At 64.1% G+C, this 20,373-nt stretch carries 19 protein-coding genes; 9 read left to right on the top strand and 10 right to left on the bottom strand.

All coding sequences use genetic code 11. The features are described from left to right. Nucleotides 1-276 precede the first annotated feature (276 nt). A complete protein-coding gene (gene ampC / locus AC5O5I_RS15585) occupies nucleotides 277-1,419 on the bottom strand; it encodes a class C beta-lactamase (RefSeq protein WP_494511100.1) in 1,143 nt (380 codons plus the stop codon). A gap of 119 nt (nucleotides 1,420-1,538) precedes the next feature. On the opposite strand from ampC, the gene AC5O5I_RS15580 reads away from it, so the two are divergent. Then, complete coding sequence (locus tag AC5O5I_RS15580; protein ID WP_494511099.1) at nucleotides 1,539-2,531, top strand: bile acid:sodium symporter family protein; 993 nt, start codon at nucleotides 1,539-1,541, stop codon at nucleotides 2,529-2,531. Nucleotides 2,532-2,560: 29 nt separating this feature from the next. Here AC5O5I_RS15580 and AC5O5I_RS15575 read toward each other — a convergent pair whose 3' ends face one another. Both AC5O5I_RS15575 and AC5O5I_RS15570 read right to left on the bottom strand, forming a co-directional pair. Then, on the bottom strand, nucleotides 2,561-3,154 hold the full coding sequence (locus tag AC5O5I_RS15575) for an eCIS core domain-containing protein (protein WP_172229859.1): 594 nt from the start codon (nucleotides 3,152-3,154) through the stop codon (nucleotides 2,561-2,563). Beyond that, a complete protein-coding gene (locus tag AC5O5I_RS15570) occupies nucleotides 3,141-3,704 on the bottom strand; it encodes a TetR/AcrR family transcriptional regulator (RefSeq protein ID WP_172286424.1) in 564 nt (187 codons plus the stop codon). Before AC5O5I_RS15570 ends, AC5O5I_RS15575 begins: the two co-directional genes overlap by 14 nt. An 89-nt stretch (nucleotides 3,705-3,793) precedes the next feature. Between AC5O5I_RS15570 and AC5O5I_RS15565 the strand changes: the two genes are divergently transcribed. Both AC5O5I_RS15565 and AC5O5I_RS15560 read left to right on the top strand, forming a co-directional pair. Beyond that, nucleotides 3,794-4,525: an SDR family oxidoreductase gene (locus AC5O5I_RS15565; protein WP_172229853.1), complete on the top strand. Its 732-nt coding sequence runs from the start codon at nucleotides 3,794-3,796 to the stop codon at nucleotides 4,523-4,525. A 30-nt stretch (nucleotides 4,526-4,555) separates the two neighbouring features. Further along, complete coding sequence (locus tag AC5O5I_RS15560) at nucleotides 4,556-5,170, top strand: 2-hydroxychromene-2-carboxylate isomerase (protein ID WP_494511098.1); 615 nt, start codon at nucleotides 4,556-4,558, stop codon at nucleotides 5,168-5,170. Here the strand turns inward: AC5O5I_RS15560 and AC5O5I_RS15555 are convergent. The 5 genes from AC5O5I_RS15555 to AC5O5I_RS15535 form a co-directional block, all read right to left on the bottom strand. Beyond that, on the bottom strand, nucleotides 5,143-5,442 hold the full coding sequence (locus AC5O5I_RS15555) for a DUF7693 family protein (protein ID WP_494511097.1): 300 nt from the start codon (nucleotides 5,440-5,442) through the stop codon (nucleotides 5,143-5,145). The two genes, AC5O5I_RS15560 and AC5O5I_RS15555, sit on opposite strands and share 28 nt — an antisense overlap. Before the next feature lie 2 nt (nucleotides 5,443-5,444). Continuing rightward, complete coding sequence (locus AC5O5I_RS15550) at nucleotides 5,445-5,990, bottom strand: cupin domain-containing protein (RefSeq protein WP_016500000.1); 546 nt, start codon at nucleotides 5,988-5,990, stop codon at nucleotides 5,445-5,447. Between the two features lie 81 nt (nucleotides 5,991-6,071). After that, the gene (locus tag AC5O5I_RS15545) at nucleotides 6,072-7,277 is read right to left on the bottom strand and encodes an MFS transporter (protein WP_494511096.1); all 1,206 of its coding nucleotides are present in this window, start codon (nucleotides 7,275-7,277) and stop codon (nucleotides 6,072-6,074) included. An 85-nt stretch (nucleotides 7,278-7,362) separates the two neighbouring features. Continuing rightward, nucleotides 7,363-7,896 carry a cytochrome b gene (locus AC5O5I_RS15540; RefSeq protein WP_172286420.1) on the bottom strand — a complete coding sequence of 178 codons (534 nt, stop codon included), beginning with the start codon at nucleotides 7,894-7,896 and terminating at the stop codon, nucleotides 7,363-7,365. Then, nucleotides 7,893-8,945, bottom strand: coding sequence for a catalase family peroxidase (locus AC5O5I_RS15535; RefSeq protein ID WP_172229957.1), 1,053 nt, complete (start codon nucleotides 8,943-8,945; stop codon nucleotides 7,893-7,895). Before AC5O5I_RS15535 ends, AC5O5I_RS15540 begins: the two co-directional genes overlap by 4 nt. A 124-nt stretch (nucleotides 8,946-9,069) precedes the next feature. Between AC5O5I_RS15535 and AC5O5I_RS15530 the strand changes: the two genes are divergently transcribed. Beyond that, entirely contained in the window at nucleotides 9,070-9,591 is a 522-nt protein-coding gene (locus tag AC5O5I_RS15530) for a sigma-70 family RNA polymerase sigma factor (protein ID WP_172229960.1), read from the top strand. After that, nucleotides 9,588-10,340, top strand: a complete 753-nt coding sequence (locus tag AC5O5I_RS15525; RefSeq protein WP_172229963.1) for an anti-sigma factor family protein — start codon at nucleotides 9,588-9,590, stop codon at nucleotides 10,338-10,340. Before AC5O5I_RS15530 ends, AC5O5I_RS15525 begins: the two co-directional genes overlap by 4 nt. Nucleotides 10,341-10,811: 471 nt before the next feature. Here AC5O5I_RS15525 and AC5O5I_RS15520 read toward each other — a convergent pair whose 3' ends face one another. Continuing rightward, on the bottom strand, nucleotides 10,812-12,062 hold the full coding sequence (locus AC5O5I_RS15520) for an IS256 family transposase (protein WP_494510981.1): 1,251 nt from the start codon (nucleotides 12,060-12,062) through the stop codon (nucleotides 10,812-10,814). Nucleotides 12,063-12,084: 22 nt separating this feature from the next. Here AC5O5I_RS15520 and AC5O5I_RS15515 point away from each other — a divergent pair, with 22 nt between their 5' ends. Beyond that, nucleotides 12,085-13,047, top strand: coding sequence for an IS110 family RNA-guided transposase (locus AC5O5I_RS15515; protein WP_494511095.1), 963 nt, complete (start codon nucleotides 12,085-12,087; stop codon nucleotides 13,045-13,047). 218 nt (nucleotides 13,048-13,265) lie between these two features. Here AC5O5I_RS15515 and xthA read toward each other — a convergent pair whose 3' ends face one another. Continuing rightward, nucleotides 13,266-14,078, bottom strand: coding sequence for an exodeoxyribonuclease III (gene xthA, locus AC5O5I_RS15510; RefSeq protein ID WP_494511094.1), 813 nt, complete (start codon nucleotides 14,076-14,078; stop codon nucleotides 13,266-13,268). A 162-nt stretch (nucleotides 14,079-14,240) separates the two neighbouring features. On the opposite strand from xthA, the gene AC5O5I_RS15505 reads away from it, so the two are divergent. The 3 genes from AC5O5I_RS15505 to AC5O5I_RS15495 are packed head-to-tail and all read left to right on the top strand — an operon-like array spanning nucleotide 14,241 to nucleotide 20,357. Then, nucleotides 14,241-14,891 carry a GNAT family N-acetyltransferase gene (locus AC5O5I_RS15505; RefSeq protein ID WP_494511093.1) on the top strand — a complete coding sequence of 217 codons (651 nt, stop codon included), beginning with the start codon at nucleotides 14,241-14,243 and terminating at the stop codon, nucleotides 14,889-14,891. Between the two features lie 52 nt (nucleotides 14,892-14,943). After that, complete coding sequence (locus tag AC5O5I_RS15500) at nucleotides 14,944-16,686, top strand: autotransporter assembly complex protein TamA (protein ID WP_494512767.1); 1,743 nt, start codon at nucleotides 14,944-14,946, stop codon at nucleotides 16,684-16,686. Continuing rightward, nucleotides 16,683-20,357 (top strand): translocation/assembly module TamB domain-containing protein, encoded by a 3,675-nt coding sequence (locus tag AC5O5I_RS15495; protein WP_494511092.1) that lies wholly within the window; start codon nucleotides 16,683-16,685, stop codon nucleotides 20,355-20,357. Before AC5O5I_RS15500 ends, AC5O5I_RS15495 begins: the two co-directional genes overlap by 4 nt. The last annotated feature ends 16 nt before the right edge of the window (nucleotides 20,358-20,373 follow it).

Genomic DNA, 20,373 nt, shown 5'->3' with positions numbered 1-20,373 from the left:
TGATTTTCACAGTTGGCGCCAACACGATGTAGCGCACTACCAAGGCTGCTACAGCAGCATCGCAACAGGGGCTTTCTCACGCTGCCTTTTGGACAGATTCCCTCTCCACGGACGGCCTGCGTTACCGCGCAAGCCGTCTGGAACACCCTTGCCATCGCTCCCGATCAGGGAGACGGCTTCATCATGCCCAAGCGCGATGAACGGCGTCAACCATTTTGTAGTGAATATTTTCTGGCACTACATTTCTGTCGATTTGTCTGACAATCGCCCCCCGCACTACAGCCCTGAGAGTATTTCGAACGCTGCGCGTATCCGGGCTTCGTTGGGGTAATTTCGATTGGCCAGCAATACGATTGCCAACTGCTCGGATGGCACAAACGCGGCATAGGCACCGAAACCGTTAGTGGCGCCAGTCTTGTTGTACCAGGCGGCAGGCAGCACGGGCAGGGCTGGTTGCAGCCGCGTGGTGGCCTGCGGTTCGCGAATCATCTGGGCGCTGTTGCCCGCTTCGAGGGTGGACAGGGTGACGGGGTAGGGGTAGCGCTCCCAGCCCAGGCCTTGAGTCATCGGCCCCACCTGGAAGTAGCCTTGCTGGGTGATGGCGGTGGCTTTTGCCAGCGCTGGGGGCAGGCCCTCAGGCTGCATGTGCAGGCGCACATAGCGCAGCAGGTCGCTGGCGCTGGTCTTGATCCCGTAAGCCTCATCGGCGTAGGGGCCGGGGCCCACGCGTACGGGTTTGTCGGCGGCGTCATAGCCTTGGGCATACAGCCCCTCGGCGCTGGCCGGGACATCCAGGTAGGTGTTTTCCAGGCCCATTTTCGCCAGCAGGCCTTCGCTCATCAGGGTGGAAAACCCCTGGTGCTGCGCGCGGGCAGCAAGGTCGCCAAACAAACCCAGGCTGGGGTTGGAATAGCAGCGCCGGGTGCCGGGCTGGGCACGGGGCTGCCAGTGACGGAAGAAGCCGACCACCTGCTGTTGCGTCTGCACGGCATCCGGGAATTGCAGGGGCAGGCAGTCGGCACTGTAGGCGCCCAGGTCCAGCACGCTGGCATCACCGATGGGCGCCCCGGCCAGTGCCGGGTGATAACGCTTGGCCGGGGCAGCGAGGTCCAGCTTGCCCTCGGCACTGGCCAGCGCGGCAAGGGTGGCGGTGTAGGTCTTGCTCAGCGAGCCGATCTCGAACAGCGTGTCCCGGCTGACTGGCACGTTGTCGGCCTTGCTGGCCACGCCATAGCTGAAGTAATGCGCATGGTCGCGGGCGTAGATAGCCACGGCCATGCCGGTGATGCCCTGCGCTTGCATCAGCGGGCGGATGACCTGGTCGACCTTGGCCTGCAACTGGTCGTCGGCCCGGGCAGTGGCTTGGCCGAGGGTGAGGGTGATGGCAGCGGCAAGTGCGGCCAGGCGAGGAGGGGGCATGGGCGGGTCCTTTACGGGAACGTGTCCGTTGAGCGATACCGGTGGGGGTTCCGGCGTTAGCGGCGCAAAGCCGAAAACCTTATCGTCTGCCCTTGCACAATGACAAGACGGAAGCAGTGATGAAGTATTTGCGCATGTTATTCGACAATTTCACCCTGGCCTTGCTCGGGGTGGTGCTGATTGCCACGGTGCTGCCGTGCTCGGGCGACGGCGCGGTGTACTTTGGCTGGCTGACCAACCTGGCCATCGGCCTGCTGTTCTTCCTGCATGGCGCCAAGCTGTCGCGCGAGGCGATCATTGCCGGTGCCGGGCACTGGCGCCTGCACCTGCTGGTGTTCTCCTGCACCTTCGTCATGTTCCCGCTGCTGGGCCTGGCTTTCAAGCCGCTATTCGTGCCGCTGGTGGGCAACGAGCTTTACCTGGGCGTGCTCTACCTGTGTGCCTTGCCGGCCACCGTGCAGTCAGCCATCGCTTTCACCTCGCTGGCCCGCGGTAACGTGCCGGCGGCCATCTGCAGTGCTGCGGCGTCCAGTTTGCTGGGCATTTTCCTGACGCCGTTGCTGGTGGTGATGCTGCTGGGCGCCAGCGGTGATACCGGCTCCGGTCTGGATGCGGTGCTGAAGATCACCTTGCAGCTGCTGGTGCCATTCGTGGCCGGGCAGATTGCGCGGCGCTGGATTGGCGCCTGGGTCAAGCGCAATGCCCGCTGGCTCAAGGTGGTCGACCAAGGGTCGATCCTGCTGGTGGTTTACACCGCGTTCAGCGAGGCGGTGGTCACCGGGCTGTGGCACACCGTATCGCCACAGCACCTCGCCGGGTTGTTTGCCGTGTGCGGGATCCTGCTGGCGGTGGTGTTGTTCGGCACCCGCCTGCTGGGCAAGGCGCTGGGCTTTGATCTGGAGGACCGCATTACCATCCTGTTTGCCGGCTCGAAGAAAAGCCTGGCGACTGGTGTGCCGATGGCCCAGGTGCTGTTCGTGGGCAGTAGCATTGGTGCCATGATCCTGCCGTTGATGCTGTTCCACCAGATTCAGCTGATGGTTTGTGCAGTACTGGCGCAGCGGTATGCCAGCCGGGAGGAGGGGGCGGAACAGATGTCGGCGCGGTCCTGACGGGGGAGGGCTGCCGCAGCAGCCCATTCTTATCTGGCCTGCCCTGAGCCGCGCTCGCGCAGCGCCTTCGCCACCTCGGCCTCGACTTTGTAGGCCGGCGCTTCAAGCTCGTCGTAGTTGCGCGTGTAGCGCCGGGCGAACTCGTCCACGCCCAGCGCCTGATACTGCTGCACATGCTTGAGCTCGTGCGCCCATAAGGCCACATTGTCCTCGGCATCGCTGCCGCGGCGGAAGATGATCGTGTCGATCAACGTCACGGCATTCACGTCGGGGTTTTGCAACATCACATTGGCTGCACTCATCTGCTGTTCGTCACCGACCCGATAACGCACCGCGTCGAGCACCGCAAAGTCATACCAGGGTTCGAGCTGTGCCCGTATATGCAACGGGATCGGCTGCACGCCGCTGGCCGTCGCTTCATCGCGGGCCTGGCGCAAGGCAAAGGTGAGGCTGGACGAGGCCATGGCTTCGACATCCTTGAGCACCTGCCCGGCCTGCCCAGGATCGATCGGGGCACAAAAACAGCCCATCAGGCACACCTGGTACTGCCCTGGCGGACAGGTTTGTTCGGCCAGTGCGGGTAACGCCATCAGCGCGCCAAGCACGACACTAATCCACTTCATGCAGGGCCTTTTCGACATATGCGCGGCTGGCGTCCAGTACCTGCGATTGCACGTTTTCGCTCGCCAGCATGCGCCCGATCAGCAAGGCGCCGACGCACTGGCTGATCAACACCCAGGCCAGTTGTTCATCCTCCAGCGTTGCGCTCCAGGCCTGGTGCAGCTGCACCAACCAGTGCTCGGCCACTTCGCGCACGGGTACTTCGGCCCGCGCGATCTCCACCCCCAGCGGCGGCAGTGGGCAGCCACCTTCGGCGTTGTGCAGGTGGGCCAGGCTCAGGTACTGCTGCAGGCAACGGCCCAGACGTTCACGGCTGGCGCCCTGGGTGGCCAGGCGTGCCAGCGGGCTGTTGCACAGCTCCTGCCTGACCACCTCGGTGAACAGGTCGTCCTTGGAGGGGAAGTGGTTGTAAAAGGCGCCGCCGGTCAGGCCAATGGCCTTCATCAACCCGGCTACGCCGGTGCTGGAAAAACCCCCGCTTTTGGCCAGCGCGCCGCTGCTGGCCAGCAGGCGTTCGCGGGTCTGCTGCTTGTGTTGGTTGGAGTAGCGCATTCATATGCCTCGGCAGGCAGGCTTGACGATGAAGGCAATCTTAACATAGCGTTCGTTTACTAAACGATCATTCACCAATGGGGGTGAGCATGGCAGAACAACAAAAAGTAGTGCTGGTGATCGGTGCGGGTGATGCTACCGGGGGCGAGATCGCCAAGCGCTTTGCCCGTGAGGGCTACATCGCCTGCGTGACACGGCGCCAGGCGGACAAGCTGCAGCCGCTGGTGGAGGAAATTCGCGCCGCTGGCGGCCAGGCCCACGCCTTTGGCTCTGATGCGCGCAACGAAGAAGATGTGGCGAGCCTGGTCGAAACCATCGAGCGTGACATCGGCCCGATCGAGGCGTTTGTATTCAATATCGGCGCCAATGTGCCTTGCAGCATTCTCGACGAAACCCCGCGTAAATATTTCAAGATCTGGGAAATGGCCTGCTTTGCCGGCTTCCTCACCGCTCAGGCCGTTGCCCGGCGCATGGTCCAGCGCGAGCGCGGGACGCTTCTGTTCACGGGTGCCACCGCAGGCACCCGTGGTGCAGCAGGGTTTGCCGCGTTCGCCGGTGCCAAGCACGCCTTGCGCGCTCTGGCGCAGAGCATGGCGCGCGAACTGGGGCCGCGGAACATTCATGTTGCGCACGTGGTCGTGGACGGGGCCATCGACACTGCTTTCATCCGTGACAGTTTCCCTGAGCGCTACGCCCTCAAGGACCAGGATGGCATCCTCGACCCGGCGCACATCGCCGACAGCTACTGGTTCCTGCATGCCCAGCCGCGCGACGCCTGGACCTTCGAGCTGGACCTGCGCCCCTGGATCGAGCGCTGGTAAGCCCCTTTTCACCCAGCAAGGACCGTAACCATGCACAAGACTGTCGATTTCCATTTTGACCTGGGCAGCCCGGCCAGTTACCTGGCCTGGACCCAGCTGCCCGGCCTGTGTGCCCGCCAAGGTGCCACGTTGCACTACCGGCCGATGCTGTTGGGCGGCGTGTTCCAGGCCACCGGCAATGCCTCTCCGGCTCTGATACCGGCCAAGGGGCGCTACATGTTCATCGACCTGTCGCGCTTTGCTGCGCGTTATGGGGTGGCTTACGGATTGCCGCCAGGATTCCCGGTCAACACCTTGACCCTGATGCGCGGGGTGATGGGCACCCAGATGCGTTCCCCGGAGCGCCTCGAGGCGCTGCTCGCCGTGCTGTTCAATGGGCTGTTTGCGCAGTGCCGCAATGTGAGCGACATCGGCGTGCTGGACGAAACGCTTGTTCAGGGCGGCTTCGACCCGCAGGTATTTCATGCGCTGGCTGCGGATGATGAAGTGAAGGTTGCACTCAGGCAGGCCACCGAGGCAGCAGTGGCACGCGGGGTGTTCGGCGCGCCAACCTGCTTTGTTGGCGACGAGATGTTCTTCGGGCAGGACCGTCTGGACTTTGTCGAGCAAGCGTTGGCTCAGGGCGCCAGCAGCCTCTCCAGCTGAGTGCGCTCCCACAGGCTTAGCAGGTCGACCGGGTTGCTGCCATAGCGGTGCCAGTCGCCGAGGTCGGCCTGCTCGCCGTCGGCGGCCAGGCAGTGAACGCACTGCGCCAGGCCCTCTGCATCCAGGGCCAGGGTGAGTTGCCAAGCGTGGATGACGACATCGACCAGGCCGCCCTCGCGGCGAGCACCAACCTCAAGGTGATGCACGCCCAGGGCGGCATCGCGCAGGCACTGGTACACAGCCCGGGTGTTCAACGAGCCCGTGCGGATCAAGGTCAGAAGTTCGCCGGGGTGTTGGCGCTGATGATTTCGGCCTCGTCCGGGCCAATGTTCTTGAAGCTGTGCGGCAGGGTAGTGGGGATGTAGTAGCCATCGCCCGAGCTGAGCACGCTGACCTGGCCATCGACCCACAGCTCGACAGTACCCCGGGTCACCAGGCCGCATTCCTCGCCCTCGGCATGCACGATCGGCTCGCCCGAGTCGGCACCGGGTGCATACAGTTCGCGCAGCATGCGCATCTGCCGGCCTTCGACACTGGCGCCAACCAGCAACATGCGCAGGCCGTTGCGGCCCAGGTCTGGCTGTTCGCCACCGCGGAACACGAAACGCTCTTCACGCACGGGCTCATCGAAGCTGAAGAACTCCGCCAGGCTCATGGGAATGCCTTCGAGCAGCTTTTTCAGGGAGCTGACCGAAGGGCTGACGCGATTCTGCTCGATCTGCGAGATCGTCGAATTGGTCAGCCCGCTGCGGCGGGCCAGTTCCCGTTGGGAGAGGTTGTTGCGTTCACGCACCAGTTTGAGTCGCGTCCCCGTGTCCATAGCCGCCTTGTAATCAGAGGTGTAAAGAATAATGAGCGAGGCGCATTAAAACACACTCTGCACGCTTGCGCGCTGCGCTTGTCAGGCAGCCTGGTTGCGCGGCATCGGCCACAGCCCGACCAGCAGCAACAGCGCGGCCACGGCCAGGAATGGCAAGCGCGGATCGAGGGCATACACCAGGGTGCCGGCCAGTGGCCCGATCACCGCGCCCATGCCCTGGGCAGCGCCTATGGAGCCGGCGGTGGCGCCTTGTTCGGAAGCCTGCATGGCATTGGCCGCCAGTGCCGAAAACGCCGGGAACACAAAGCCCATGCCGGTTGCGGCGACGAAGTAGCATGCCCACAGCCACCCTGCCGTGGTCGCCAGCGCGCCGCAGGCAAAGCCCAAGGCTGAAACGGTGGCACCTACCCGGATCATCTTCAGCGGCGGCCATTCCAGCTGGCGCAGCAGCACCTGCGCCAGGATCAGCGCAACCCCCACCGTGGTCAAGGCGATGCCGGCGGTCTGAGCGGCTTCGGCTGGGCCCAGCTTGAGGCGGTCGAGGGCGAAGAAACCGACAATGATCTGCGACACCGTCACGCTGAGCATGGCGCTGAACGCGACCAGCAATGGCCGGCGCAGGCGCGGGTCGCTCAACCGCACCGGGCTGGGCGCGTAGCTGTGCGGCAGGGCCTGCGGCTTGAGGGCGAACAGCAGCACCAGAAAGGCAGCGGCAGGCAACAACGACATGATGTGGAAGGGCAGGCTCAGGCTATGGCGTGCCAGCAATGCCGCCAATGCGGGGCCTACCACCAGGCCGACAGCGTTGGCCGCGCCCAGTGAGGCCATGGCCCGGGCCCGGCGCTGCGGTTCGACATGGTCGGCGATCAAAGCATTGCAACCCACCGGGATGGCGGCATAGAAGGCGCCGATGCAGCCGCGGGCCACCATCAGCCCGACAAATGCCAGGGTTGCCCCCGGCATCCAGCGCAGTGCGCCTTCGACGAACAGGCACAGCAGCCAGTACGCCAGGGTAAAGCCGGCGCTGCCCAGCAGCAGGATGCGCCGACGGCCCAGGCGGTCTGCGGCGCGCCCCCAGGGCCGGGCCAACAGTACCCAGACCACCCCCGCCACGGTGACGGCGGCGCCGGCTTGCCAGGTGGCCATGCCGAGCTGGCGGGCGATCGGGCCGATCAGGGCGACAAAGGCCATCATCGACATGGTACAGGCCATGTTGGCCAGCAGCAGGGGGCGCAGGTCCAGTGTGCTGGCAGGTAGCAGAGTGGCAGAATCCTTTGCAGCGTTCATTGGGCAGTCCAGGGCAGTTTGGCAGTGAAGGGTCGATACTAATAAGAACAATTATCGACTGTCGAACCCTCTGCACCCTTTCAGGTCATTCATGACGGCGCAGCGGGCCGGGCCACATGCTACGCAACACACCGTCGCGGCGCACCCAGGCGTGCATCAGTGCCGCGCCCAGATGCACCAGCACGGTGGCAAACAGCAGGTAGCCGGCCCATCCATGCGCCTGTCGCAGCACGGCATACAGTTGCAGGTCATGCGGGGCGATGGCAGGCAAGCCAAGCGGGCGAGGGTAGTTGCCGGCCGAAAGCATGGCCCAGCCCAGCAGCGGCATGGCCAGCATCAGGCCATATAGCAACAGGTGCGAGGCCCCGGCAGCCCAGCGTTGCAGGGGCGGCAGGTCGCGGGGCAGGGGTGGGTGCGGCACCAACAGGCGCACGCCGATGCGCAGTACCACCAGCACCAGCAGGGCCAGGCCGGTGGCCTTGTGCAGCCCGATCAGCACAGGGTGGCGTGGCGACAGGTCACCGACCATGCTCACGCCGATGAACAACATGGCCAGGATCAACACGGCCATCAGCCAGTGCAGCAGGCGAGCGATGGGGTGGAAGGCTTCGGGTTTCATGGGTGGGCTCCGGTGCCGAGCGATTCGCGGCTGCGGCGGTTGAAGGATTCCGAGTAGGCAGCCGAGCGGGCGGCCAGGATCGGGTCGGCGGATGCTTCGATGCCCCGCGGCAGGATCAGCGGGTCGAAATTGAGGTCGCGGCAAGCGCCCTGCTCAGGGGCGTCGACCTGTTCCAGCACCAAGGTGCCGGCGTCCACGCTGCGCCGCTCGGCAGGCCAGGGGCGGGCAGGGTTGTCCACGGCATCGCCGGGTTCGGCCAGCACCAGCCGCAGCGTCCAGCGCAGCGGGCCCTGGGCCAGGCGCTGCTGCAGGTCATGCTGCAGGAACTGTTTGTCGTCGACCTGGGCGGGCAACGCGGCAAACGCGGTTTGCGGCTCAAGCTGCCAGCGCACCGGGTGGGCGGCGCCGCTGGCGTCGATCAGGCGGAAGGCGTTGATGCTGTGGTACTGGGTGCTGGCGAAGCTGTCGCTGGGCTTGTAGCCCGCCGCCCATTGGCGAAACGCCGCGCTTTCCGGGTGGGCGGCGAAGAACGCCTGCAGTTTTGCCGGGTCCGGTTTGCCGGTGGCAGGTACAGGTGCCCCCGCCAGCACTTGCTCATAGAATGCTTGCGGCGTGCCTACCGCCAATACGGGTGGATTGTTCATGCCGGTACGCCAGACCTGACCATCGTCGGTGCTCAGTTGAATCGCCAGGCTGCGCACCGGTATGCCGGTATCCGGGGCGAACGGGTTGGCACCACCGATGGCGAAGCGGCCGATCACCGGCACCCGTTGCTGGCTGAACGCCCGCGCCGTGGACAAGCTGGCGGCCTGGCCGCTGGCCTGAAAGTAGCCACTGACGCACAGGCCCTTGGCGTGGTTCTTGCGATAGCCCGGGTAGTGCCCGGCCTGGGCTTCGAAGGTGTCGATGATGCGCTGTGGGGTCAGGCGGGTTTCCCCGAGCCAGCCGGCAGCATAGGCAAAGCCGGCGCCTGCGGCCAGCATCACGGCGCCGATGGCGGCCAGGCGCAGGGCCTTGGCCGGGCCGTGCAAAGGTGAGTTCATGATCATCGTCCGGTTCAGTGAAGATGCCAGTACGACGCGGGAGGTAAAAACTTATTCCCTCGCCGGGAATAGAATTTCTTCACAGGCGTCTGCCCTTTACACTGACTACCCCTGAGGCTGGGACCTGGCCATGCACGACCTGGACGACCACCAGTGGCGCGAACTGCTCGCCCGTCTGCGCCGCTTTGCGGTGTGGCTGACCCGTGAGCCCGGCAGCGCCGACGACCTGGTGCAGGCCACGGTCGAGCGCGCCCTGAGCCGACGCGACCAACAACGTGACGCCGATGCCCTGCGCGCCTGGCTGTTCACCATCCTTTACCGGTTGTTCCTCGACGGTAAACGCCGCGACCGCCTGCACGCCCGCTGGCTGTCCTGGTTCGGCCGTGCCGAGCGCGAGGATGAGCCGCTCGGCGACAACCTCGAAGCCATCGTCCTGGCCCAGGCCGACCTTCAGGCGTTCGCCCGGCTGACGCCCGAGCAGCGCGCCTTGCTGCTGCTGGTCAGCATCGAGGGTTTGAGCTACAAGGAGGCCGCCCAGGCCTTGGGCATCCCCATCGGCACTGTGATGTCGCGCCTGTCGCGCGCGCGCAATGCCTTGCGCGAATTGACCGAGGGCAACCCCCAGCCACCGGCCTTGCGGAGACTGAAATGACGCGCCTGATTCCCAGTGAAGACGAACTGCATGCTTACGTCGATGAGCGCCTGGCGCCGGGCCGCCGGGCCGAGGTGCAGGCCTGGCTGGCGACCAACCCGCAGGCGGCGGCACGGGTCGAGGGCTGGCGTGCCGATGCCCGCCGGTTGCGTACCGCGTTGGCCGGGTTTGGCGAATCAACCGGGGCGGCCCAGCTGGATCTGCGGCAGCTGCGCGGGCGATTGCGCGAGCGTCGGCAACGCCGCTGGGCTGTAGCGGCGGCAATGGTGCTGGCGTTGGGCGTGGGTGGCCTGGGCGGTTGGCAAGTACGCGATGCAAGCCTGGCGCGTGCCGACCTGCCCATGGCCGATGCGGTCCAGGCGCACCGCTTGTTTGTCGGCAGCCAGACGCTGGATATCCAGGCCAGCGACCCGGGGCAGTTGCGTGACTGGCTGGGGCGGCACTTCAGCCGCGTGGGTCGGTTGCCGGACCTGGCGGGGTATGGGTTCAAGCCGGTGGGTGCGCGTTTGCTAAGCAACGAGCAGGGGCCGGCGGCGTTGTTGGTGTTCGAAGATGGCGCTGGCCAGCGCATCAGCCTGTTCCTGCGCTCGCCGGGTGAGCAGTACCGCCGCATGCCGGAGGGGCAGCGGATTGATGGGCAGCTGGAGGCGCGGTATTGGTCGCATGGGGCTTACAACTTTGCGCTGGTCAGTGCGGCGGATGATGTGCGTGGGGCGGGGGTGGGGGAGGTGTTGCGGTTGGGGTTGTGAGGGGGCGCTGTGCATGCCTTGGGTGTTGTGTTGCGTGGGATATCGAGCGCCGCCCGCGCGGCGCATCGCGGATAAATCCGCTCCTTGTATGTTGTGTCTGACCCTGACGAGAGAGGTTATTCTGGTCAGGTTCGAGAAGCACTTCCGGGGAGACCGATCGCTCCTGAAGGCAGGCTTGCCCTGACCTTGTATGTAGAGAGGTCCCCCGCCTCATTGCCCACTACGAAGAGTATCGAGAAGCCGACTAGTCGGACTTCGCATTACAAGGTTGCAGCGGCATGAATTTCGAGGTCGGGGAACCGGAGGCCATTGTTACCTAACTCACATGCGGTGGGAAGAATGAGTGTCTGTGTTGGCGTGGATATCGGTTCGCGTACTTCGATTGCTGGGGTGCGTAAAGATGGGCGCCCGGGAGTGTCAGGTTTTTTGTGTGCGGGCCGGTAACGGCCTGCCGCACGGCAGGCCTTGATTTCACCAGGTTGGCCTGATGAACCGATCTCCGTACAGAATCGCAAATTGATTCATCGCACTTTTCCAGTCATGCGCCGCTGACCCCCAGTTCGCTGTGATGTTGCGCAGCCCCAGCCAGATCAGTTTGGTCGCCGCGTCGTCGTTCGGGAAGTGACCGCGGGTTTTGATGATCTTGCGTAGCTGAGCGTTGATACTCTCGATGGCATTGGTGGTGTAGATCACCTTCCGGATGGCCGGTGGGAAAGCAAAGAACGGAATCACTCGATCCCACGCCCGTCGCCAGGCAGTCACCACTGTTGGATATTGCGTGCCCCAAGGCCCGCTTTCAAACTCATCCAGTGCCTGTTCAGCCGCCTGGGCGTTGATGGCCTGATAGATCGGTTTGAGAGCCTTGGCCAAGGCTCGACGCTTGTCCCAGGCCGCATAAGCGAGGCTGTTGCGGATCAGGTGGACGATGCAGGTCTGCAGTGTCGTCTCCGGAAATACTGCACTGAGCGCTTCCGGCATGCCTTTGAGGCCGTCGGTTACGGCAATCAGCACATCCTCGACGCCGCGCGTCCTGAGGTCATTGAACACCTTCATCCAGAACTTCGCACCTTCGGTGTTCTCAATCCAGATGCCAAGAATATCGCGCGTTCCATCTGGCAAAACGCCCAGTGCCAAGTAGATCGCTTTATTGCGAACCAAGCCTTCTTCGCGAATTTTGACCCGCAGAGCATCAAAGAAAATGACCGGATACATCGGTTCCAGAGGCCGCTGTTGCCACGCGCCAATCTCCTCCATGACCTCGTCGGTCACGGAACTGATGAAGTCGGGCGAGACCTCTGTTCCATACTGCTCGGAGAGAAAGGCACGGATTTCTCTGACCGTCATACCGCGGGCATACATGGCGATGATCTTGTCGTCAAAACCGGTGTAACGGCGCTCATGTTTGGGGATCAAAATGGGCGAAAAGCTGCCATCCCGGTCACGAGGGATATCCAGCCTTAGCGGGCCATCACCAGTGAGTACCGTTTTGCCGCTCTTCCCATTTCGCTGGTTTGTTTCATCCTCCGGGCGCTGCGCGCCCGGTGGATAGCCCAGGTGATGACCCAGTTCGGCATTCAAGGCTCGCTCTATCAGCGCCTTCTTGAATGCCGCAGAGGCCTCTTCGATGGCTTCTGCGGTCATCAGCGGAACAGCGGAAAACTGTTCCAGCAGCTCTTGCGGAACCTTTGGTAACTCTCGGAGCGGTTTTTTTTTGGTTGGCATACATGCACCTCTTACTCATGTTATGCCCGAACACAAAATTTCTGACACCCTCGGGCGCCCTGTCGGGCAATGGGACATCGCCCAGACACCCGCTGGCCGCAAGGCAGCGGTGAAAAAACTGCAGGCCCTCAAACCCAAGACGATCGTGATGGAGGCCACGGGGATCTATTATTTGGACCTCGCGCTTGAGCTGCATGCGGCCGACCTTCCTGTTTCAGTCATCAACCCCAAAAGTTTCCATAACTTCGCCAAGCTCATGCTGGTCAACAGCAAGACTGATGCAATAGATGCTCAGTTGCTAGCCGAGTACGGCGAGCGTATGACGCCGCGCTTGTGGACACCGCCAAGCCCTGTACAGCTTGAGCTCAGGGCCCTCGGTCGGCACATCAATCGGCTGGTAGGACACCGCACCAGGGCGAAAAATGAGCTGCATGCACTGCAGGCGACCGCTACGACCATTTCTATTTTGATCGAGGATCAGGAGGAGGCGATTGCCACCCTGGACACTCGCATTGAGCGCTTTCGTAAAGCAGGACGCGAACTGATCGCCCAATGTCCAACCCTCACCCAGCAATACAAGCAACTACTCGCAGGCCCCGGAATAGGAGAAGTTACGGCACTTGCAGCTTTGGCTGAATTGACCACACTGCCTGAACTGCTCAAGTCCTCTCAGGTAGCACGCCATGCGGGGCTGGATGTTCGACAGACACAATCTGGAACAAGCATCGACAAGCCAGGCCGGCTCGGTAAGAGTGGGAATGCGTATCTACGCGCAGCCATGTATATGCCAGCGTTGACTGCGGTGCGCTGTGACCCTTATGCAAAGGCCTTTTACGAGTCGCTGATCGGTAGAGGCAAGAAAAAAATGCAAGCTATCGCCGCTGTCATGCGCAAATACCTGACAGGTATCTGGGCATGCATGCGCGGGGATGTGCCATTTGATACGGCCAAGCTTTTCAGCTCTGAACACCTCAGAAAAGCTTGACCGCCAACAGAGTATCTACATTTGTTGCAACGTGGCCATGCCTGTGAGGCCATGGTTGTCAGCCGGTTTGCCCGGCTCAAGTCATGCGCCAGGGCTGGCAGCCATGGCGTTACAGGTTCGGCACGTTGCAACAAATGTAGGAGCGGATTTATCCGCGATGCGCCGCGCGGGCGGCGCTCGATCTCACTGGCAGCCCATACCTCAAGGCATGCACTTTATCAACCCAGCTCCAACCAGATCGGCGCATGGTCCGAAGGTTTCTCCATCCCCCGCAACTCATAATCCACACCCGCCGCCTTGATCCGCGGCACCAGATGCTGCGAGGCCATGATCAGGTCGATACGCAGCCCCCGCTTGGGATCGTCTTCGAACCCACGGCTGCGGTAGTCGAACCAGCTGAAGCGGTCGGCTACATCCGGATACAGGTGCCGGAAGCTGTCCACCAGCCCCCAGCCTTTCAAGCGCTCCATCCACTCACGCTCTTCCGGCAGGAAGCTGCACTTGCCGGTCTTCAGCCAGCGTTTGGCGTTGTCCGGGCCGATGCCGATGTCGCAGTCCTGCGGCGAGATGTTCATGTCGCCCATCACCAGCAATGGCTGGTCGTTGCGGAACTGGCCTTCCAGCAGCGCCTGCAGGTCGCTGTAGAAGCGCTGCTTGGCCGGGAACTTGGTGGGGTGGTCGCGGCTTTCTCCCTGAGGAAAATAGCCGTTCATGATGGTGATCGGGGTTCCATCGGCATCGGCAAAAGTGCCCCAGATGAAACGCCGCTGGGCGTCCTCATCATCGGTGGCAAAACCTTTGTGCAGGCTCAGCGGCGCCTGGCGCGACAGCAGGGCCACGCCGTAATGGCCTTTCTGGCCGTGATAGTGCACGTGGTATCCCAGCGCCTGCACGTCGGCCAGCGGGAACTGTTCGTCGCTGACCTTGGTTTCCTGCAGGCCGATCACGTCCGGCTGGTGCTTTTCGATCAGCGCCGCCAGCTGGTGCGGACGGGCCCGCAGACCGTTGATGTTGAAACAGACGATCTTCATGGAAAGACGATCCCGGTAAAAGGCGCGATGCTAGCCGACATCGCCCATCATCACCAGCGTGGCGCCTTGGCAAGGCTGCTGCTAACGTGCTGTAGGGGCTGAACGAAGCGCGCTGGAGCCCCTCCAAGGCACTGTATGCCCATTCCAGGAGGTCTGCCCGCAATGCCCGAAACCACTGCCGCTCCGGCTCGTGTCTGCCTGCTCGATGACGGTTACAGCCGCGAGGTGCGTTCGCTGCTGTACAACGCGTACCGCCACGAACCTACCTTCGCCTATATCTTCGAGGCCCAGCGCCCGGGATACGAGCAGCGTTTGCGGGCAATGGTGCGTGAATGGGTGCGCCAGCACTTCTACTTGCAACTGCCTGCCATCGGCTTGCTGGTGGAAGACCGCCTGATCGCCGTGGCGCTGATCGTGCCGCCGTTGCGCCGGTTGGGGGTGGCCGACAGTTGGGCGTGGCGCCTGCGCATGATGCTGGGCACCGGCCTGCGCTGCACACGCCGCTACATGGACTACCAGGCCGCCCTGGCCACCTGCCTGCCCACCGATCAGGTGCATGTGCTGCCGTTGCTGGGGGTGCACCCGCAGTTCCAGGGCAGGCACTACGGCGAGCAATTGTTACAAGCTGTGCACGACTGGTGCGCGGACGACCCGGGGACCCAGGGTGTGGTACTGGACACCGGCAACGAGCACTACCTGGCTTTCTACCAGCGCCAGGGCTATGAGGAAATCGGCGAGGTTGCGGTTGGACCCGTCCGGGAGAGGGTGTTCTTCCATCCCAACCCGACGTCTTCACGTTCCGTTTTCGCCTGAACAGGCCTCCAGGCGGCTCCCTTGAGCGCCTGGGTCTGGTAGCATGCGCCGCATGACGTATTCAGGAAGATTGACCTGGGGCCTGGTTTTCTGGGCCGCCAGTGTCGCAGCATGGGGCCAGAGTGAGTTGCTGGTGAAGGTCAAACCGGCCAACAAGGCGCTCAAGGCCAATGTCGAAGGCTATATCGGTACCCTTGGCGACCGCGATGAAGAAGCACTTTTACGCTTCAGTCGTGGGGCACAGGAGCAGGCGCGCAAAGCCTCGCAGGCACTTGGCTACTACCAGGCGCAGATCGATACCGAGGTCAAGCCCGGCAAACAGGCTGACCACTCCCCGCAACTGATCATCACCATCAACCCCGGCGAGCCCATCCGCCTGCGCACCGTGACCGTGCGCATCGAAGGCCCGGCCAGCGAGATGAAGGCGTTCCGCGTACCGGACAGCAAGGCGCTGCGCTCGGGCGAACAACTCAACCACGGCCTGTACGAGGACGCCAAGCGGCTGATCCTCAACCAGGCGTCGCGCTACGGCTTCTTCAGCGGGCACTTCAGCCGCCAGCGCCTGGCGGTCGACCCCCAGGCCGGGGTGGCCGACATCGAACTGGTCTACCAGAGCGGCCCGCGCTACCACCTGGGCGCCGTGACCTTCGGTGGCGACACGCCGCTGGACGACGACCTGCTGCAGCGCATGGTCTCGTTCAAACCGGGTACGCCCTACGACTCGGAACTGATTGCCGAACTGAACAATGACCTGCAATCAAGCGGCTATTTCGAAGGCGTGCGCGTGGATGCGGCGCCCACCGCCGCTGTAGCTGAAGAAATCCCGGTAGATGTCCGCCTCGAAACCCGCAAACCACGCACCATGGGCCTGGGCCTGGGCTACTCGACCGACGTCGGGCCGCGCGGCAAGGCCAACTGGACCCGCCACTGGGTAAACCCGCAGGGCCACAGCTACGGCTGGGAAACCGAGCTGTCGGCGCCCCGGCAGAACGTCGGGCTGTGGTACGACATACCCCTCGACCCACCGCTGACCGACAAATTGCGCTTTGCCGGCGGCTACCAGAACGAGGAGCTCGCCGGTACCGACACCCTTAGCAAGCTGCTGACCGTCGGGCCCGAATGGCACAGCAAGCTGCCCAGCGGCTGGCAGCGGGTGATTTCGCTCAAGTACCAGCGTGAGGAATATCGCCTGGGCGACGATTCCGGGCTGAGCAACCTGTTGATGCCTGGGGTGAGCTATTCCTTCCTGCGCAGTGACAACCGCATCGACCCGCACAACGGCTACCGCCTGCAGTTCGACGCCCAGGTGGCCAAGGAGGGGCTGGTTTCCGATACCAACCTGCTGCATGGCAACGTATTGCTCAAGGGGCTGACCACGCTCGGCCACAACCACCGCTTCCTCGGCCGCGTGCAGTTCGGGGGCAGCGCGACCAATGGTTTCAAGAACAACATTCCGCCATCGCTGCGTTTCTTCGCCGGTGGCGACCAGAGCGTGCGCGGCTACGACTACCAGACCCTGTCGCCGAAGAACAGCGACGGCGACCGCATCGGCGGCCGTTATCTGGTTGCCGGCAGCGTCGAGTACCAGTACTCGCTGACCGAAAAATGGCGGATCGCAACTTTTGTCGACCAGGGCAATTCGTTCAACGACCTGGAGCTGCCCAGCCTCAAGACCGGTGTCGGTTTTGGTGTGCGCTGGGTGTCGCCGGTGGGGCCGCTGCGCCTGGACCTGGCCAAGGCACTGGATGACGACGGGGGAATTCGTCTGCACTTTTCCATGGGGCCTGAGCTGTGAAGCGCGTGATCAAATACACTTTGCTGGGCCTGCTGGGAGTAGCCGCAAGCCTGGGCATGGCGCTGGGGCTTTTGCTGGGGACCGAGGCGGGCAGCCGCTGGGCGCTGGGCCAGGTGCCCGGGCTTGAAGTCAGCGACTTCCAGGGGCGTCTGGCGGGCAGCTGGCAGGCCAGCCAGCTGCGCTGGGCCGATAGCGGCAGCACGGTAGAGGTGCAAGCCCCGGTGCTCGCCTGGTCGCCCACCTGCCTGCTGCGCGCCACCCTGTGCATCGACCGCTTGCAGGCACAGCGCATCGACATGGCGTTTGCGCCCAGTGACCAGGCGGCGGACAGTGGTCCGCTGCAGTTGCCGGCACTGCGCCTGCCGTTGGCCATCGAGCTGGGGGAGGTCAAAGTTGGCCAGCTGCGCCTGGATGGCAGCGACCTGCTGGGCGATTTGCAACTGGCAGCGCACTGGACCACTAGCGGGATGCGCATCGACAGCCTGCACCTGCAGCGCGATGACCTGCAATTGAACCTGCAGGGCGATCTGCAGCCCGAAGGTGACTGGCCGGTGCAACTGCAGGCGCAGCTGCAGCTGCCTGCGGTAGAGGACAAGCCCTGGCAGCTGGCGTTGACTGCAACGGGGGACTTGCAAAAGACCCTGAAGCTGGCCGGTACCAGCAGTGGCTACCTCGATGCGACGCTGACCGGCCAGTTGCAGGCGTTGGCCGAGCACCTGCCGGCTACCTTGCAGATCCGCTCGGAGGCCTTCAAACCGGCCGGGTCATTGCCTGACACCCTTCAGCTGAACCAGCTCACGCTGGATGCCAAGGGCGATCTGCTCAAGGGCTATAAGCTGGCGGGGTCGGCCAGCCTGCCGGCGGAACAATCACCGATCGCCCTGGCATTGTCCGGGCGGGTCGACAGCAAAGGCGCCAGGCTCGATGCGCTGGACCTGAACGCCAGCGACACCCAACGGGTCAAGCTGCAAGCCACCGCCGACTGGCAACAGGCCTTGACTGCCGACGCGCAGCTGGACTGGCAGGACTTCCCGTGGTTGCGCCTGTACCCACTGGAAACACCGCCCGAAGTCACCCTCAAGCGTTTCAATGCCCAGGTGCATTATCGCGACGGCAACTACCAGGGCAGCTTCAACGGTGACCTGGACGGCCCGGCGGGGGCGTTCAGCCTGGCGAGCCCGTTCGAGGGTGACCTGGCGCAGGTGAAGCTGCCGCAGCTGACGCTCACCGCGGGGCAAGGCAAGGCCGCCGGCAGCGTCGCCATAGGCTTTGCCGACACCGTGGCCTGGGATGTCGACCTGCAGCTTTCGGCGCTCGACCCGGCCTATTGGCTGGCCGAGCTGCCGGGCACCCTGGCCGGCCCGCTGCGCAGCAAGGGCGAGCTGAAGGGCGAGGTGCTCAGCCTGGATGCCCAGCTTGACCTCAAAGGCCGCCTGCGCGGCCAGCCGGCGGTGTTCAAGGCCCAGGCCCAGGGCGCAGGGCAGAGCTGGACCCTCGGTGCGCTGGCAATCCAGCTGGGTGACAACCGCATCAACGGCAGTGGCAGCCTGCAGCAGCGTCTGGCCGGGCGGATCGACCTTGACCTGCCGCGCCTCGGCCAGCTGTGGCCAAGGCTGCAAGGCCAGGTGAAGGGCCGGCTGGATGTTGCCGGCACCTTGCAAGCGCCGCAGGGTACCCTGACCCTGCAGGGCCAGCGACTGGCCCAGGCCGAAAACCGCTTGCAACAGCTTGATCTGGATGCGCGTCTGGACAACGCCCAGCGCGGGGTAATCGCGCTCAAGGCGAGCGGTATCCAACTGGGTGATACGGCACTGGGTACGCTGCAGGCCAACGGCAAAGGCGACATTCGCCAGCAGGCGCTGACCCTGGCACTGGACGGGCCGCAGCTCAAACTCGATCTGGGCCTGGATGGCCAGCTGAACAAAGGTGACTGGCGCGGGCGCCTGGCCAGTGGACGCATCCAGGCCGGCGGGCAGGATTGGCAGTTGCAGGCCCCCGCGCGGCTGCAGCGGCTGGCCAGCGGTCAGCTGGACTTCGGTGCCCATTGTTGGCGCTCCGGCCAGGCCAGCTTGTGCGGTGACGACCAGCGGCTGGCCCCCGAACCGCGCTTGCGCTACCACCTCAAGCAGTTCCCGCTGGGCAGCCTGGCCCAGTGGCTGCCCAAGGACTTTGCCTGGCAGGGCCTGCTCAACGCCGATATCAACCTGGATATTCCGGCCAGCGGCCCCAAGGGCAACATCGTCATCGACGCCAGCGGCGGCACCTTGCGGGTGCGCGACAAGGACCGTTGGGTCGACTTCCCGTACCAGGCCCTGCGTGTGGACAGCACGCTGGGACCGCGGCGCATCGATACGCGCCTGGCGTTTCGCGGCGAGCGCCTGGGTGAGCTGAATATCAATGCCCGGCTCGATCCGCTGGGCAAGGACAAACCCTTGTCGGGGGACTTTCGTCTGGCCGGGCTGGACCTGTCGGTAGCCCGGCCGTTCGTGCCGATGGTCGAGCGCCTGGCAGGCCAGCTCAATGGCAGTGGCCGGCTTTCAGGCAGCTTGCTGGCACCGCAGGTCAACGGCAACCTGGCGCTCAGTGGTGGCGAAATCAGTGGTGCGGAACTCCCCGCCAGCCTGGAGGACTTGTCGCTGCAGGCGCTGATCGCCGGCGAGCAGGTCCAGCTCAATGGCAGCTGGCGCAGTGGTGAGGCCGGGCGTGGCCAGCTGACCGGCAACGTCCACTGGGGGCAGGCACTGGGCATGGAGGTGCGCTTGCAGGGCCAGCAGCTGCCGATCACGGTCGAGCCTTATGCGACGCTTGAGGTTGCTCCGGACCTGACGTTGCGCCTGATCGACGACAAGCTGGCCGTGACCGGCAAGGTGCAGGTACCCAAGGGCAAGATCACTGTGCGCGAGCTGCCACCGTCCACCGTCAAGGTGTCGGATGACACGGTCATCGTCGGGCATCAGACCGAGGAGGGCAAAGCGCCCATGGCGATGGCCATGGACATCGATGTCGAAGTGGGCCGCGAAAAGCTGTCGTTCAGCGGCTTTGGCCTCACCGCCAACCTGCTTGGCCATGTGCACATCGGCGACAACCTTGATACCCGCGGCGAGCTCAGCCTGGCCGACGGCCGTTACCGTGCCTACGGCCAGCGCCTGACCATCCGCCGGGCGCGGCTGCTGTTCGCCGGCCCCATCGACCAGCCTTACCTGGACATCGAAGCCATCCGCCAGGTTGACGACGTGATTGCCGGGATCCGCCTGAGTGGCAGCGCCGAGCAGCCCACTACCAAAGTGTTCTCCGAGCCCGCCATGAGCCAGGAGCAGGCGCTGTCGTACCTGGTATTGGGGCGGCCTCTGGGGACCTCTGGCGAGGACAACAACATGCTCGCCGAGGCCGCCTTGGGCCTGGGCCTGGCCGGTAGCGCCGGCATCACCGGCAGCCTGGCGTCCAGCCTGGGCATCGACGACTTCCAGCTGGATACCGAAGGTTCGGGCAACACCACCAGCGTGGTCGCCAGCGGTAACCTTACCGAGAAGCTGAGCCTGCGTTACGGGGTAGGGGTGTTCGAACCCGCCAACACCATCGCGTTGCGCTACAAGCTGAGCAAGAAGGTCTACCTGGAAGCCGCCAGCGGGCTTGCCAGCTCACTGGACATCTTCTACAAGCGCGACTTCTAAGCGGCGTCGGGGCGGC

It is taken from the genome of Pseudomonas sp. 9_2_1, assembly GCF_059295275.1.
Note: the sequence above shows the minus strand (reverse complement) of the source record. Positions and strands in the feature narration are given on the sequence as shown.

Excerpts from the sequence above, each read along its gene's own strand:
- ampC (WP_494511100.1), bottom strand. The coding sequence starts at position 1,419 with ATGCCCCCTCCTCGCCTGGCCGCACTTGCCGCTGCCATCACCCTCACC.
- AC5O5I_RS15580 (WP_494511099.1), top strand. The coding sequence starts at position 1,539 with ATGAAGTATTTGCGCATGTTATTCGACAATTTCACCCTGGCCTTGCTC.
- AC5O5I_RS15575 (WP_172229859.1), bottom strand. The coding sequence starts at position 3,154 with ATGAAGTGGATTAGTGTCGTGCTTGGCGCGCTGATGGCGTTACCCGCA.
- AC5O5I_RS15570 (WP_172286424.1), bottom strand. The coding sequence starts at position 3,704 with ATGCGCTACTCCAACCAACACAAGCAGCAGACCCGCGAACGCCTGCTG.
- AC5O5I_RS15565 (WP_172229853.1), top strand. The coding sequence starts at position 3,794 with ATGGCAGAACAACAAAAAGTAGTGCTGGTGATCGGTGCGGGTGATGCT.
- AC5O5I_RS15560 (WP_494511098.1), top strand. The coding sequence starts at position 4,556 with ATGCACAAGACTGTCGATTTCCATTTTGACCTGGGCAGCCCGGCCAGT.
- AC5O5I_RS15550 (WP_016500000.1), bottom strand. The coding sequence starts at position 5,990 with ATGGACACGGGGACGCGACTCAAACTGGTGCGTGAACGCAACAACCTC.
- AC5O5I_RS15545 (WP_494511096.1), bottom strand. The coding sequence starts at position 7,277 with ATGAACGCTGCAAAGGATTCTGCCACTCTGCTACCTGCCAGCACACTG.
- AC5O5I_RS15540 (WP_172286420.1), bottom strand. The coding sequence starts at position 7,896 with ATGAAACCCGAAGCCTTCCACCCCATCGCTCGCCTGCTGCACTGGCTG.
- AC5O5I_RS15535 (WP_172229957.1), bottom strand. The coding sequence starts at position 8,945 with ATGATCATGAACTCACCTTTGCACGGCCCGGCCAAGGCCCTGCGCCTG.
- AC5O5I_RS15530 (WP_172229960.1), top strand. The coding sequence starts at position 9,070 with ATGCACGACCTGGACGACCACCAGTGGCGCGAACTGCTCGCCCGTCTG.
- AC5O5I_RS15525 (WP_172229963.1), top strand. The coding sequence starts at position 9,588 with ATGACGCGCCTGATTCCCAGTGAAGACGAACTGCATGCTTACGTCGAT.
- AC5O5I_RS15520 (WP_494510981.1), bottom strand. The coding sequence starts at position 12,062 with ATGCCAACCAAAAAAAAACCGCTCCGAGAGTTACCAAAGGTTCCGCAA.
- AC5O5I_RS15515 (WP_494511095.1), top strand. The coding sequence starts at position 12,085 with ATGCCCGAACACAAAATTTCTGACACCCTCGGGCGCCCTGTCGGGCAA.
- xthA (WP_494511094.1), bottom strand. The coding sequence starts at position 14,078 with ATGAAGATCGTCTGTTTCAACATCAACGGTCTGCGGGCCCGTCCGCAC.
- AC5O5I_RS15505 (WP_494511093.1), top strand. The coding sequence starts at position 14,241 with ATGCCCGAAACCACTGCCGCTCCGGCTCGTGTCTGCCTGCTCGATGAC.
- AC5O5I_RS15500 (WP_494512767.1), top strand. The coding sequence starts at position 14,944 with ATGACGTATTCAGGAAGATTGACCTGGGGCCTGGTTTTCTGGGCCGCC.